The 13,620-nt window shown below is 70.4% G+C and carries 15 protein-coding genes; 7 read left to right on the top strand and 8 right to left on the bottom strand.

The features are described 5' to 3' along the window. Positions 1-34: 34 nt before the first annotated feature. A complete protein-coding gene (locus SSP08S_RS51655) occupies positions 35-1,207 on the bottom strand; it encodes a thiolase C-terminal domain-containing protein (protein WP_019075510.1) in 1,173 nt (390 codons plus the stop codon). Positions 1,208-1,283: 76 nt separating this feature from the next. Between SSP08S_RS51655 and SSP08S_RS51650 the strand changes: the two genes are divergently transcribed. Both SSP08S_RS51650 and SSP08S_RS51645 read left to right on the top strand, forming a co-directional pair. Continuing rightward, positions 1,284-2,474, top strand: coding sequence for an acyl-CoA dehydrogenase family protein (locus tag SSP08S_RS51650; protein WP_019075509.1), 1,191 nt, complete (start codon positions 1,284-1,286; stop codon positions 2,472-2,474). Beyond that, a complete protein-coding gene (locus tag SSP08S_RS51645; protein ID WP_019075508.1) occupies positions 2,471-2,956 on the top strand; it encodes a nitroreductase/quinone reductase family protein in 486 nt (161 codons plus the stop codon). Before SSP08S_RS51650 ends, SSP08S_RS51645 begins: the two co-directional genes overlap by 4 nt. A 61-nt stretch (positions 2,957-3,017) precedes the next feature. Here the strand turns inward: SSP08S_RS51645 and SSP08S_RS51640 are convergent, their stop codons facing one another. Beyond that, positions 3,018-3,653 (bottom strand): TetR family transcriptional regulator, encoded by a 636-nt coding sequence (locus SSP08S_RS51640; RefSeq protein ID WP_019075507.1) that lies wholly within the window; start codon positions 3,651-3,653, stop codon positions 3,018-3,020. Between the two features lie 134 nt (positions 3,654-3,787). Between SSP08S_RS51640 and kbpA the strand changes: the two genes are divergently transcribed. The 3 genes from kbpA (at position 3,788) to SSP08S_RS51625 (ending at position 7,568) form a co-directional block, all read left to right on the top strand. Next, positions 3,788-4,510, top strand: a complete 723-nt coding sequence (kbpA, locus tag SSP08S_RS51635; protein WP_078532875.1) for an AfsK-binding protein KbpA — start codon at positions 3,788-3,790, stop codon at positions 4,508-4,510. 179 nt (positions 4,511-4,689) lie between these two features. Further along, a complete protein-coding gene (locus SSP08S_RS51630) occupies positions 4,690-7,035 on the top strand; it encodes a serine/threonine-protein kinase (RefSeq protein WP_019075505.1) in 2,346 nt (781 codons plus the stop codon). A gap of 32 nt (positions 7,036-7,067) precedes the next feature. Beyond that, entirely contained in the window at positions 7,068-7,568 is a 501-nt protein-coding gene (locus tag SSP08S_RS51625) for a hypothetical protein (protein WP_019075504.1), read from the top strand. On the opposite strand, the gene SSP08S_RS51620 is transcribed toward SSP08S_RS51625, so the two are convergent. From SSP08S_RS51620 to SSP08S_RS51610, 3 genes are read right to left on the bottom strand one after another with little or no spacing between them, the layout of a single operon-like run. Then, on the bottom strand, positions 7,565-8,335 hold the full coding sequence (locus SSP08S_RS51620; RefSeq protein ID WP_019075503.1) for an enoyl-CoA hydratase/isomerase family protein: 771 nt from the start codon (positions 8,333-8,335) through the stop codon (positions 7,565-7,567). The genes SSP08S_RS51625 and SSP08S_RS51620 overlap by 4 nt on opposite strands. Beyond that, positions 8,332-8,748 (bottom strand): Zn-ribbon domain-containing OB-fold protein, encoded by a 417-nt coding sequence (locus SSP08S_RS51615; RefSeq protein ID WP_019075502.1) that lies wholly within the window; start codon positions 8,746-8,748, stop codon positions 8,332-8,334. The genes SSP08S_RS51620 and SSP08S_RS51615 overlap by 4 nt, the downstream gene beginning before the upstream one ends. 5 nt (positions 8,749-8,753) lie before the next feature. After that, a complete protein-coding gene (locus SSP08S_RS51610) occupies positions 8,754-9,902 on the bottom strand; it encodes a lipid-transfer protein (RefSeq protein WP_019075501.1) in 1,149 nt (382 codons plus the stop codon). Between the two features lie 113 nt (positions 9,903-10,015). Here SSP08S_RS51610 and SSP08S_RS51605 point away from each other — a divergent pair, with 113 nt between their 5' ends. Then, positions 10,016-11,596 carry a FadD3 family acyl-CoA ligase gene (locus tag SSP08S_RS51605; RefSeq protein ID WP_019075500.1) on the top strand — a complete coding sequence of 527 codons (1,581 nt, stop codon included), beginning with the start codon at positions 10,016-10,018 and terminating at the stop codon, positions 11,594-11,596. A gap of 208 nt (positions 11,597-11,804) precedes the next feature. Here SSP08S_RS51605 and SSP08S_RS57760 read toward each other — a convergent pair whose 3' ends face one another. From SSP08S_RS57760 to SSP08S_RS51585, 3 genes are all read right to left on the bottom strand, one after another. Next, entirely contained in the window at positions 11,805-12,164 is a 360-nt protein-coding gene (locus SSP08S_RS57760) for a DUF6247 family protein (protein ID WP_019075498.1), read from the bottom strand. A 70-nt stretch (positions 12,165-12,234) separates the two neighbouring features. Then, positions 12,235-12,441, bottom strand: coding sequence for a DUF397 domain-containing protein (locus SSP08S_RS51590; RefSeq protein WP_019075497.1), 207 nt, complete (start codon positions 12,439-12,441; stop codon positions 12,235-12,237). After that, positions 12,419-13,243: a helix-turn-helix domain-containing protein gene (locus SSP08S_RS51585; RefSeq protein ID WP_019075496.1), complete on the bottom strand. Its 825-nt coding sequence runs from the start codon at positions 13,241-13,243 to the stop codon at positions 12,419-12,421. Before SSP08S_RS51585 ends, SSP08S_RS51590 begins: the two co-directional genes overlap by 23 nt. A 148-nt stretch (positions 13,244-13,391) precedes the next feature. Between SSP08S_RS51585 and SSP08S_RS62790 the strand changes: the two genes are divergently transcribed. After that, the gene (locus tag SSP08S_RS62790) at positions 13,392-13,619 is read left to right on the top strand and encodes a hypothetical protein (RefSeq protein ID WP_019075495.1); all 228 of its coding nucleotides are present in this window, start codon (positions 13,392-13,394) and stop codon (positions 13,617-13,619) included. Position 13,620: the final 1 nt, after the last annotated feature.

Genomic DNA, 13,620 nt, shown 5'->3' with positions numbered 1-13,620 from the left:
CGCTCACTGGTCAGCAGCCTCGTGACCAACATCGTCACCCCCGCCCCAACACCACCGTCCCCGAAGAGCAGAACCATCCCCCCGTCCCAGAGGCAACCCCGAGGCGTGGCAACTCCCCCTCCCCAACCGTGACTTGACGGGCGCCCGCCTCCCCCCGCAGCTGTCGAACCGCCTCCACCAGCAGGAACAGCCCACGCATACCAGGGTGTTGGGCCGACAGACCGCCGCCGTCCGTGTTCACGGGGAGTTCGCCGCCTGACACTCGTAGCCGTCCCTTCTCCACGAAGGCGCCCCCTTCACCCTTCGCGCAGAAACCCAGATCCTCCAGTGTCACCAGCGTCATGTAGGTGAAGGCGTCGTAGATCTCCGCGAAGTCGATCTCCTCGGGGCGGACGCCGGCTCGTTCGAAGGCGAGGCGGCCGCTGACCGCCGCCGGGGACACGGTGAAGTCGGGCCATTCGGACATCGTGGCGTGCGAGACGTGTTCGCCGGTGCCGAGTATCCAGACCGGTGCCGTGCGGCAGTCCCGGACATACTCCTCGGCTGCCAACAGGATCGCCGCTCCGCCGTCGGACCGTATGCAGCAGTGCAGTTTCGTGAAGGGGTCCGCGATCATCGGGCCGGAGAGGACGTCGTCCACGGTGATCGGGTCGCGGAACATCGCGTCGGGGTTCAGGGCGGCGTTGGCGCGGGCCTGTACCGCGACTTCCGCCAACTGCTCGACGGTCGTGCCGTATTCGAGCATGTGGCGGCGCGCGGCCATCGCGTACTTGGCGATCAGGGTGTGGCCGTAGGGGACCTCGAACTGGAGCGGGCCCCGGGCGCCGAAGGAGAGGTTGCCGGTTCTGCGGCCGGCCTTGATGTCGGCGCGGGCCGTCGAGCCGTAGACCAACAGCACGGCGTTCGCGTGGCCGGCCGCTATCGCGTCCGCCGCGTGCGCCGCCATGACCTCCCAGGTGGAGCCGCCGACCGCGGTGGAGTCGACCCAGGTGGGGCGCAGGCCCAGGTATTCGGCCACCTCCACCGGCGGCAGCGTGCCGAGGCCCGCCGAAGCGAAGCCGTCCACGACGGACCGGTCCAGGCCCGCGTCGGCCAGTGCGCGGCGGGCCGCCTGGGCGTGCAGGGCGTAGGGGGTCGTGTCGTCGACCCGTCCGCAGTCGGACAGTGCCACGCCCACCACGGCGACCTTGCGGCTCCCCGGTGTCATGAGGGGCCTCCTCCCTCTGTGCATATCGTGCCCGGACTCCTAATATGACGGACCGTCAGATCTGGAGGGAAGTGTCATGGACGCCAGCTTCACCGCCGAGCAGGACGAGATCCGCCGTACCCTCCGCGAACTGCTCCAAAAGCGGTGCGGTTCCCACGAGTTGCGTGCCGCCGTCGATACCCCCGCCGGACACGACCCCGCCCTCTGGACCGCCCTTGCCCAGCAGCTCGGCCTGCCCGGACTCGCCCTCCCCGAGGCCTACGGCGGTGTCGGCTGCTCGGCGACCGAACTCGCCCTCGCGGCAGAGGAGACGGGCCGTTTCCTCGCGCCCTCCCCGCTGCTCGCCACCGCCGCGCTCGCCGCGCCGCTCGTTCTGGAACTCGGCACCGAAGCCCAGCGCGCCTCGCTGCTGCCCCGCATCGCCGCCGGTTCGCTGACCGCCGCCCTCGCCGTACCCGGCACCGCCCTCACCACCGCCCTCGCCCTCACCGGCCCCAACGACACCGAGTGGGCCGGCGGCGGGCGTGCGGGCGGGGTACAGGCCAGACAACTGGGCGACGGCGGCTGGCGGTTGTACGGGCAGGTCGCGCAGGTTCTCGATGGGCACAGTGCCCAGCTGCTCCTTGTCGCCGCCCATACCGGCGGATTCGCCCGGTCACGGACTCTCCTCTTCCTCGTCGCGGGGGACGCCGACGGGCTCGTACGGACCCGGCAGACCGCGCTCGACGCGACCCGGCCGCAGGCGCGCATCGAACTGCGGGATGTGGAAGGGGAGTTGCTGGGCGTCGACGACAGCCCGCGGCTGCTACGGGAGCTTTCCGCGCTGGGTGACAGCGCAGCCGCCGTACTCGCCGCCGAGGCCGTCGGGGCCGCCGACCGGGCGTTGGAGCGGACCGTTCAACACGTCAAGCAGCGTGAGCAGTTCGGGCGGGCGATCGGGTCGTTCCAGGCGGTGAAGCACCGGCTGGCCGATGTGTATGTGCAGGTGCAGGCGGCCAAGTCGGCTGCCTACTACGCCGCTTGGGCCATCGGCAACGGTGAGCGGGTCGGTGGGATCGCCCTCGCGCAGGCGCTGGAGGCGCTGCGCGGGGCCGCCGCCGAAGGGATCCAGCTGCACGGCGGGATCGGGTTCACCTGGGAGCACGAGGCCCATCTCTATTTCAAGCGTGCCGCCGGTGACGAACTGCTCTTCGGGCCGGTGCACCGGCTGCGGGCGTACGCCGCCGAGGGTGCGCGTCTCTTCGAGAGCCGTGAGGTGACGGTGTGATCGGTGTGCGGCTGGTGCAGAAGGTGTCCTCGACGCCCGCGTTCGCGCGCGTCGCCCCGCATGTCGTGCCCGCCCTCGACCGGGCGGTGCACCGGCTGACGCGCGGGAAGGTGCTGCTCAGCGCCCAGATGCTGCCGGGGGTGATCCTGACGGCGAGGGGAGCCAGAAGCGGGCAGCGGCGCAGTACTCCGCTCGCCTGTATGCCGGTTGAGGACGGGTGGGTTCTGATCGGGTCCAATTTCGGGCGCACGGGCCATCCGGCCTGGACGCGCAACCTGATCGTCCATCCCGACGCGGAGATCAGCTGGAAGGGCGCGGAAATCCCGGTCACCGCGCGGCTGTTGGAGGGGGAGGAGCGGGCCGAGGTGTGGAAGGCGGCCCTCGTCTTCTGGCCGCCGTACGCCACGTATCAGGCGCGGGTGGACCGCGAGATCCGGCTGTTCCGGATCACACGCAGGGCAGGCGACGGTCCACCTGGGTGAACCGCCGCCCGCGAGACAGGACTTGGGACCTGAGAAGTCAGAACCTGGGAAGCAGGAACCGCTACTTCGTCGGCTTCTTGCCGGTCACGCCCAGGTGGACCAACAGCGCCAGGTTCGGCTTGAGTTCAGCCTGCTTGACGCCCCACGTCTGGAAACCCTTCTGGTGCGAGGCGACCGCCGCGAGCATCGCGACCAGCGAACCGGCGACCGCCGCCGGGTTCACGTCCTTGTCGACCCTGCCCTTGGACTGCAGTTCGGCGACCGCGTCCGAGAGGGAGTTGTTCACGGAGTTGAGGATTTTCATGCGGATCTTGTAGAAGCGTTTGTCGCCCTCGGCCGCTCCGAGGTCGACGACCCGCAGGATCGCGTCGTTCCGGCGCCAGAACTCCAGGAACCCGTCCACGAGTTCCTGCGAGGTCTGCCAGCCGGCCTTGCCGACCCATGACCGGCCGGCGAGCAGTTCGGTCAACTGCCCGCCCTCCGTTGCCATTTGCTCGGCGATTTCCAGGACGGCGCCTTCGACGTCCGGGAAGTACTGGTAGAAGGTCGCGGGTGAAGTCCCCGCCTTCCGGGCGACATCGATGACTTTGACGTCCCGGTAGGGGGAGGAGCTGAGCATCTCGCTTAGGCAGTCGAGCAGCTTCTGCCGGGTCGCCTGCCCACGCCGGCCGGCCACGCGGCCGTCGACGGTACGCACTTGTCCTGTCATGCCGTCAGCTTACCGAGGGGTGATCGGAGCGCGATTCGGCCGACTGCAAATGGGGTGCACGAGGGTCCAGAGGGTGGTGTGCCTGGTCTGCGGGGTGCGTGCGGCGCCGTTACTTTGACGGTATGGCCGAAAACAGGGCATCCGCGTACGGAGAGGGCGTCCCCTGCTGGGTGGACGCACAGCTGCCGGACCTGGCTGCGGGCAGGCGGTTCTACGGTGAGCTCTTCGGGTGGACCTTCGAGGAGGCGTACGGCGGCTCCGTATGGGCCCGCAAGGACGGTGAGGCGGTCGCGGCGCTCGCCCACAAGGCGGACGGGCGGCTGCCGACCGTGTGGACGGTGTACTTCGCGACGCCGGACGTGGTGCGGCTGACCGGGCGGATCCGGGACGCCGGCGGGCAGGTGTTCATGGCGCCGATGCCGGTGGGGGAGCTGGGCACGGCCGCGCTGGCCGCCGATCCGGAGGGTGCCGTCTTCGGGCTGTGGCAGGCGGCCAGGCACCCCGGTTTCGGGCTCCGGCACAAGGCGGGCACCTTCGGCTGGGCCGAGCTGTACGCCCGCGACACGGAGACCGCGAACACTTTCTACGGCGGACTTTTCACAGACGCCCTCTTCGGGCCGGAGGCCGCCCCGGACTTCGGGCGGGCGCCCGTCTCGGACGTCTTCCCGGTGGAGATGCCGCCGCATTTCCTCGTTCACTTCCGGGTCGAGGACATCACCGCTGTTCTGGGGGCCGTACAGCGGCTAGGCGGGCGCGTTCAGGTCCCGCCCTTCGAGACGTCGTACGGAAAAGTGGCCGTCGTCACGGACAATCAAGGGGCGTCGTTCGCGCTGCAGCAACGCTGACACCTGGACGTTTGTCCGGAGATATGCCGAGACACCCCGATTAGTCGCCGGGTTCGCAACCTGTGGCCCGGCCAGGAAGAATCAGGGTGCGTGCCGCCATGGCGGTGCGGTGGTGAGACGCTGCACGGGGTCGCGTACATATGTGGGTGGCGTGGCCCGTACGGGGAGGTGGCAGGCAAGTGGTGGATCAGCTGACGCAGCACGATCCGCGGCGGATCGGGCCGTTCGAGGTGCTGGGACGGCTGGGCGCCGGCGGCATGGGGCTGGTCTATCTCGCGCGTTCGGCGTCCGGCCGGCGCGTGGCGATCAAGACCGTACGGACGGAGCTCGCCGAGGACCAGCTGTTCCGCGTCCGCTTCTCGCGCGAGGTGGAGGCCGCCCGCGCGGTCTCCGGTTTCTACACGGCGGCCGTGGTCGACGCCGACGCGCGCGCCGCCGTGCCGTGGCTGGCCACCGCGTACGTTCCCGCGCCCTCCCTCGAAGAGATAGTGAACGAGTGCGGGCCGATGCCGGCCCAGGCGGTGCGCTGGCTCGCGGCGGGGGTCGCGGAGGCGCTGCAGTCCATTCACGGGGCGGGTCTCGTCCACCGTGACCTCAAACCGTCCAATGTGCTCGTGGTCGAGGACGGGCCGCGGGTCATCGACTTCGGTATCGCCTCCGGTGTGTCGAACACCCGTTTGACGATGACGAACGTGGCGGTGGGCACCCCTGCCTACATGTCCCCCGAGCAGGCCAAGGACTCCCGGAGCGTCACCGGCGCGAGCGACGTGTTCTCGCTCGGCTCGATGCTCGTGTTCGCCGCCACCGGACACCCCCCGTTCCACGGCGCCAACCCGGTCGAGACCGTCTTCATGCTGCTGCGCGAGGGCCCCGACCTCACCGGCCTCCCGGACGAACTGCGCCCCCTCATCGAGTCCTGTATGCAGATGGAGGCCACCGGCCGCCCGAATCCGGCCGACCTCCAGGCCCAGCTCGCCCCCCACCTCTTCGGCTCCGGCTCCGACGACAGCGGTACGGCCTCGGCCTGGCTGCCCGAGCGCGCGGTGACCCTGATCGAGACCCGGCGCGGCGGCCGCCCGCCCGTGAAACCGACGCCCACCGCGGGCCGCAGCGGCGGCGGCCGCGCCGCCGTACCGCCGCCGCCCTCCCACGACCCCGTCGTGCCCGTCCCGGTCGGCGCCCCCGACACCGGGCCCGTACGGCTGGCCGGCGCCCCCGTGCCGATCGGCCCCGGCCCCCGGGTCGCCGACGCCCGCGCCGCCGCCGTGAAGGCACCCCCTCCGGAGGCCGGCCTCGTCGCCTCCTGGTCCCGGCCCCGGCCCGGCGTCAACGGCACCGACGCCGCCGTAGGACCCGCCGTACCCGCACCGCCGCCGCTGCCCCCGGAGACCGCCTCCGGCTGGCGCCCCTGGCGCTTCCGCATGTCGAACGACGTCTGGGGCACCCCGACCGTCGCCGGCGACCTCGTCTACGTCACCTCCTTCGAGGTGCACGCCCTCGACGTGCAGACCGGCCGCCGCTCCTTCAAGACCAGGGACGTCGCGTGGTCGATGGCGGTCGCGGACGGCCGTATCCACGCCTCGGACGGCCCCACCCTCTTCGCCCTGGACGCCCGCGAGGGCGGTGACCTGTGGCGGCTGTCCACCGAGGCCTGGGTGTACTCCCTCAAGGCCGACCGAGGCACCGTCGTCACCGGCACGCGCGGCGGCGGAGTGCAGGCCTGGGAGGCGGCCACCGGGCAGCAGCTGTGGCAGCTGACCGGCGCGCAGACCGACTTCGAGTCCCCGGAGGCCGGCCCCGCGCTGCACGACGGCACGGTCTACGTGTGGCAGGACGCCCGGCTGCGCGCCCTCGACGCCCGGACGGGCGAGGAGCGCTGGTCGTACCCGATCGGCGACGCGGCCTCCTGCGGGGGTGTACCCGTACGGGTCACCGCCGCCCCGGACGGTCACGTCTACGTCGCCGCCGGCACCCGCGTCCTGTCCGTCGAGGTGGCGAGCGGCCGGGTCCGCTGGCACTTCGAGGCCCCCGCGGTCTTCCTCTGCGCCCCGACCTTCGCCCCCGGCCCCGCGGTCACCGGCGGCGGCATCTACCTCGCCGACTACCTCGGCACGGTCTACGCCCTCGACGCCGCCGACGGCCGCGACCGCTGGCGCATCGCGACCGAACCGCGCGCCTCCATCGAACCCGTCCTCGTCGCCGCCGGACACGTCCACGTCGGCAGCGGCAAGGGCCTCTACACGCTCGACGCGGTCACCGGCACCCCCAAATGGCGCTTCCAGGCGGGCGGCGACATCGTGGGCGCCCCCGCCGTCGCCGAGGGCCGGATCCACTTCGGCTCCACCGACCACCTCCTCTACACCCTCAAGGCCGACGACGGCCGGCTCCGCTGGAAGCTCGCCACCGGCGGCGAGATCACCGGGGCGCCCGTCGTCCGGGACGGCGTCGTGTACGCGTGCAGCAAGGACCGCTGCGTCTACGCCCTCGACGCCGAGAAGGGGACGGGCACCGCAAGGACCGCGTGAGCGGGGCCCGTTGAGGCCGATACCATGAGCGGATGCAAACGCGGGGGCGCAGGCTCAAACTCACGGCGGTACTGGCACTGACGGTTCTCACCCTCACCGGCTTCTCCACCGGACGGCACCACAGCGGCAGCCGGCACCGGAGCGGCGGCGGTGGGGGCGGGTGCAGCAGTTCGAGCCAGGACCACGACACGTCGACGAACCGGCGGTCCTCCAACTACCGTTCCACGCCCGGCTCTACGGCCTCCTCGGGTAGCGGCACCAGCAGCCTGCTGGACGGTACGGCGAAGCTGGTGAGCTGCGCGACGGCGACGAAGCGGTACGCGACGGTCGAGGTCAGCAACCCGAACGACCGCAAGGTCACTTTCTCCGTCAACGTCACGTTCCTGGACGCGCAGGACAGCGAGGTCGACTTCGACTTCGCGGACGTCAAGGTCCCGGCCAAGGGCAGGGCGACGGTCCGCGTTGCCGTGCGTGACAGCTCAACCTCGGTCGACCACTGCCGGGTTGACCAAGAGGCCGACGTCATGTCCTAGCGCAGCCGGTACTCCTGCTGCCGCCCGGCGAACAACTCCGCCTGCCGTTCGCCGGGCAGATTCCCGAGTGCGATCAGCGGCGGCGCCTGCGCATAGGCCTGCGCCCGCGCCGCCTCCTTCGCCGCCCACAGCGCCCGTACGGTGCCCTGGACACCCTCGGTCGGATACCCGGCGATGACGGTCGCGCAGGCCACGGCGGCCTCCAACACTCCACCGGCAGGGGCGAGTTCGGACACGAGCCCGATGTCGTACGCCCGCTGCGCGGAGATCCGTTCCGCCGTCCCCATGAGCATCATCCGCGCCACCTCGCCGTACGGCATCCGGTGCGCCATCAGCACCGACTCGTACGCGCTGACCATGCCGTAGGTGGTGTGCGGGTCGAAGAACACGGCGGTCGGATCGGCGACGACGAACTCGCTCTCGCCCAGCAGATAGAAGGCCCCGCCGCAGGCCATCCCGGACACGGCGGAGATCACCGGCTTCCACAGGTCGTTGGCCTTCGGCCCGATGTTGAGCAGCGGATCGTCCTGCATATAGGGCGAGTTGGGCTGCGGCACGACCGCGTCCCGGTCGAGTCCGGTACAGAAGGCGCGCTCTCCGGCTCCGGTGAGAACAACGGCCCGTACGGTGTCGTCGAAACGCAACTCCCGCCATACGGAGGCCAGTTCGGAGGCGGTAGCGAGGTCGACGGCGTTCAGCTTGTGCGGCCGGTCGAGGGTGACGACGGCGACCCCGGTGTCCTTGTCGGCGGCGATCCGCAGCGTCATGGCCGCTCCAGAACCCACTGCGGAAGCCCGTCCGCGTCGAACACGACCTGCACCCGAGCCTCGATCCGAATCCGGCTGGGCGAGAGGGAGTTGAGCGCGGCCCCGGCCTCGCTGACCAGGTTCCCGACCAGCCGGATCCGCGGCGCGTCGACCAGTTCGACGACGATCACGTTGTACGGCGCGACGGCGGCGTAGTCGGGCAGCAGCGGCGGATGCGGGAAGACGTACGACCACACCCGCCCCCTCCCGCTCACCTGCCGCCACTCGCTCGCGAAGGACTGGCAGTGGGGGCAGCAGGGGCGGGGCGGGAAGCGGGTTTCGTCGCAGTCGGCGCAGGTCTGGACGCGGAGTTGGCCTTGGCGGGCGTACTGCCAGAAGGGGGCGCCGTCGGTGTCGGTGACGGGGGAGAGCATGGCGCTCAACTCCTCAGTAGCAGGGCGGAGGTGGGGACGCCCTCGCCCGCCGTGACCAGGCAGGTGGCGGCGTCCGGGACCTGGGCGGTGCTGGTGCCGCGCAACTGCCGTACGCCCTCGTTGATCAGGTTGAAGCCGTGGACGTAGGCCTCGGAGAGCCCGCCGCCGCTGGTGTTGAGGGGGAGTTGGCCGCCGATTTCGAGCGCTCCGCCCTCCGTGAAGGCGCCGCCTTCCCCCCTCCCGCAGAAGCCGTAGCCCTCCAGGGAGAGCGGGACGAGGGCGGTGAACGCGTCGTAGATCTGGGCGACATCGACGTCCTGCGGGGTGAAGTCGGCGTGTTTCCACAGGTGTCGGGCGGCGGTCCAGGCGGGTCCGGTGAGCGGGTCGTCGTTCCAGTAGTTGACCATGCCGTGGTGCTGGGCGGGCAGGCCCTGGGCGGCGGAGTGGACGTAGACGGGGGTGCGACGGCAGTCCCGGGCGCGCTCGCGCGAGACGACGACACAGGCCAACGCCCCGTCCGTCTCAAGGCAGTTGTCGAAGAGGCAGAGGGGTTCGCTGATCCAGCGGGAGGTCATGTACATCTCGCGGGTGAGCGGGCGGTCGTACATGATCGCGGCGGGGTTCTGGTTGGCGCGGTTGCGGCAGGCGAGGGCGACGTTGAAGAGATGGTCGCGGGTCGCCCCGTACTCGTACATGTAGCGGCGAGTGAGCATGGCTATCTCGTCGGCGGGCCGGAGGAGGCCGAAGGGGCGGGTCCACTGGGCCGGGGTGGGGAGTTGGCGGGTCGTGTTGGTCCAGGGTCTCGCCCCGCTGCCCCGCTTCCGTGACCGCCACGCGACCCCCACCGTGGCCTGTCCGGCGGCGATGGCGGTGGCGAGATGCGCGACGGTCGCGCACGAACCGCCGCCCCCGTACCCGATCTTGCTGAAGAAGGTGAGGTCCCCGAAGCCGACCGCCTTCGCGAGCTCGACCTCGTCGGTCTCCTCCATCGTGTAGGAGGCGAGGGCGTCGACCTCGCCCGGGGCGATGCCCGCGTCGTCGAGGGCGGCGAGTACGGCACGGCAGGCCAAGGTCCGTTCGTCCTCGGGGAGTTGCTTCGCGAAGGAGGTCTGTCCGATGCCGACGATCGCGGTCGCGTCCTTCAGTCCGGCCATGCGCTGTCCGGCCATTCTCCGTGCACCTCCGCGTGACACCGGGGCAGCTGACAGGGCGTCAGGCTACAGCTAATCTGACGGACAGTCAGCTACCGGGAATAGGGAGGCCGTTCATGCGCGGAGACGAGGAGTGGGGCAGCATCCCGGGCCTGGTCCGGTCGGCCGCGGAACGGTACGCGGACGCCGAGGCGGTGGTCGAGGGCCGAACGCGCATCTCTTACGCCGAGTTGGACGCCCGGGTGGAACGCGCGGCGGCGGCCTGTCTCGCCGCCGGCGTCGAGGTCGGCGACCGGGTCGGCATCTGGGCGCCGAACTCGCTGGACTGGATCGTCTCGGCGCTCGGCGCGGTGTCGGCGGGCGCGGTCCTGGTGCCGCTGAACACGCGCTTCAAGGGGACCGAGGCGGCGTATGTGCTGCGCGGCAGCGGGGCGCGGCTGCTGTTCGTGACCGGGACGTTCCTGGGGACGTCGTATGTCGCGTCACTGCGAAGGGCGGCGGGGGAGGGGGCGGGGGGTGGTCCCCTGCCCGGACTCCCGGCGCTGGAGCAGGTCGTGGTGCTGGCCGACGACGCGCCGGCCGACTTCCGTACCTGGAAGGACTTCCTGGCGGGCGGGGAGGGGGTCGGGGAGAAGGAAGTACGGTCGCGGACAAGGGAGTTGGACGGTTCGACGGTCTCGGACATCATCTTCACCTCGGGCACGACTGGCCGCCCGAAGGGCGCGGTGATCACGCACGCGCAGACGCTCCGCGGCTACGAGATCTGGAGCGACCTGGCCGGGCTGCGGCAGGGCGACCGCTATCTGATCGTGAACCCCCTCTTCCACACTTTCGGCTACAAGGCGGGCGTGATCGCCTGTCTGATGCGGGGCGCGACGATGATCCCGCAGCCGGTGTTCAGCGTGGACACGGTACTGGCGAACATCGCGGCGGAACGGGTGTCGGTCCTCCCCGGCCCGCCGACCCTCCACCAGTCCCTGCTGGACCACCCGGCGAGGGACGCCCACGACCTCTCCGCACTCCGGCTCGTGGTCACGGGTGCGGCGGTGGTGCCGTTGCGGCTGGTGGAACGGCTGCGGGGCGAACTGGGCGTGGGGACTGTCCTGACGGCGTACGGCCTCTCGGAGGCCAGCGGCATCGTCACCATGTGCCGGCGCGGGGACGACCCGTCGGTCATCGCGTCGACGTCGGGCCGGGCGATCCCGGGCACGGAGGTCCGCGTGAAGGCGCCGGTCGGCTCCCCGGGCGAGGTGCTGGTCCGCGGCTTCAACGTGATGCGCGGCTACTACGAGGACCCGGCGGCGACGGCGGAGGTCCTGGACGCGGACGGCTGGCTGCGCACCGGTGACGTGGGCGTCCTGGACGCCGACGGCAACCTCCGCATCACCGACCGGATCAAGGACATGTTCATCGTAGGCGGCTTCAACGCGTACCCGGCGGAGATAGAGCAGCTGCTGGGGCTGCACCCCGATGTGTCCGACGTGGCGGTGATCGGCGTACCGGACGCGCGGCTGGGGGAGGTCGGCAAGGCGTATGTGGTGCGGCGGGCGGGGGCGACCCTGACGAGCGACGACCTGATCGCCTGGGCCCGGCGCGAGATGGCAAACTACAAGGTGCCGAGGGTGGTGGAGTTCGTGGGGGAGCTGCCTCGGAACGCGAGCGGGAAGGTGGTGAAGGGGGAGTTGCGGGGCGTGTGAGGGGCCCTGCCCGATTGGGCCTACGAGCCGAAGGAGATCAGGCAGGCCAGGGGGTGACCTGGAGGATGTAGACGCATTCGCTTCTGGGGATGGTCAGGAAAAGGAACATCCCTCCAGGGACGTAGGCCGTCTGCGCTAAATCCCCCAGCCCCTGGTACGTCGTTCCGTCCAGGTAGAGCGCCTCTGCCGCACGTACTCCCATCGCCAGTCACTCACTGTCCAGGGACTCCTGGGCGGTGGTGTGCAGGGTGTGGATCTCGTCCATGGCGGCACGCCATGCGGTGTCGCCGGATTGGAGGGTCTGGGCGGTGTACTCGGCGGCCCGGAGCCGGGCAGCCGCAGCTTGATCTCTGGCGATCTCGACCACGACGGCCCAGGTCTTCAGGAACTGCGTGATCGGGCCGAGGCTGCCCGTACGCGAAGCGAGCGCGATGGCCTCGTCCTTCTGCCGCTCCATCTCGGCGAGCCGGTGAGGAGCGACCTGCGCCAGAGCGACCCGCAGCGCGGCGGGTGTCCGCTCGGGGCGCGGGACGAGGGGCCCGTCGGATTCGAGATGTTGTGCGGTCATCGTGGGTGATCGTTCCCTGGGCCGTGCCATGCCCACCGTACGATAGGGGGGCTCCCGTTACGCAGGGTGTTCAGCGCTTCACGTCCGTGACGAACGCGGTCCAGGCGTCGGTGGGGAAGAGGAGTACGGGGCTGGTGTGGGCCCGCTTCGAGTCGCGGACGGGGATGACGCCGGGGACTGCGTCTGCGACCTCGACGCAGTCGGCGCCTTGCGCGTCGCTGTAGCTGCTCTTGCGCCAGGTCGCGGAAGTCAGGTCAATCTCCTTGCTGCGCTTCATGTTTGTACTTCCTCGCTGCGTCTTCGATCAGTGACAGGGACGCCTCCGGTGGAAGTGCGACGGCCCTGAGGAGATCGTACAGACGGCGGTACTCCTCGACTGTGGCCGGGTAGTCGACGACTTGCCCCTTGAGATGTGCCTCCGTCCAGACCAGCGGTGGGGCAGCGGCGAAGGTCATGATCTTGGCCATGCCGTTCCTGAGAGGGTGCCAGGGGGTCGTTTCCGGAACGATCTGGAGAACGCTCTGAGTGGACCGGATCAGGTCGAGGATATGGCCCAACTGCTCGGCCATCACCGCTGGTGACAACGGTGTGTTGCGGATCAACGACTCCCGCAGGATTCCCCAGTAGGTAGGCCGGTCCGGGCGTTTCCACAGTTCCGCACGCGCTACCCGAGCACGGACGCGTTTCTCGGCGGTCTCCGGTTGTGCGTATGGATCCTCGTACCTGATGAGCCCGCGCATGTAGTCGCCGGTCTGGAGGAGACCGGGGATCATGTGGGGTGCCCACTCTTCCAGAGTCTTCGCCTCCTTCTCCAGGTCCGGCACGTCCACGAAGTACAGCGGATGTCCCGACAGCCGTGCCTTGGCGGCGTCTTCACAACGCCGCTCGAAAAAGCCGTCCGTGCCGAGCACCTTGTCGACGTGCCGTGCGAGATCGAGGGGCATGCGTCGCTCGCCGCGCTCGATCTGGCTGAGGAAGGAGATGCCGCGGAAGCTTCCCTCCGTCAACTGTTCCAGCGTCAGCCCGGCCAGCTCCCGCCGATAGCGCAACTCGGCGCCGTAGAACGAGGGAACGTCCACCGACGCGTCGGGATCCTTACGAGAGGGCACAACTCATCACCGCCGTTTGCCTGTTGCGCTTGCGCAGCCGAAGTCCCTTCCACGGTACGGCCTGCCACGTCACTGTGTGAGTGATTCGTCACAGAGCGCTCAGGAAGGGCCGCCCGGCATGACCGACCACCAAAGTCCCCCCACCGCCTACGACATGACCCTCTGCGCGGAGGAACTGCGGGACGCCCTCGCCGGCCACGGCATCACGCTCCCCTCCCTCCGCGTCGACCTGCCGACCCTCGCGAGCACGTATCCGCCCCGCGCGGGGCTCGTCGCGCTCGGCAACTGCAACCTCGCGACCGCCCGCGCGCTGGCCGCCGTACTCCGCAAGGCTGCTGACAGGTGAA

The organism is Streptomyces hokutonensis (assembly GCF_000376565.1).
Classification (GTDB): domain Bacteria; phylum Actinomycetota; class Actinomycetes; order Streptomycetales; family Streptomycetaceae; genus Streptomyces; species Streptomyces hokutonensis.
The sequence above is the reverse complement of the archived record's forward strand: the minus strand, read 5'-3'. Positions and strand labels throughout refer to the sequence as shown.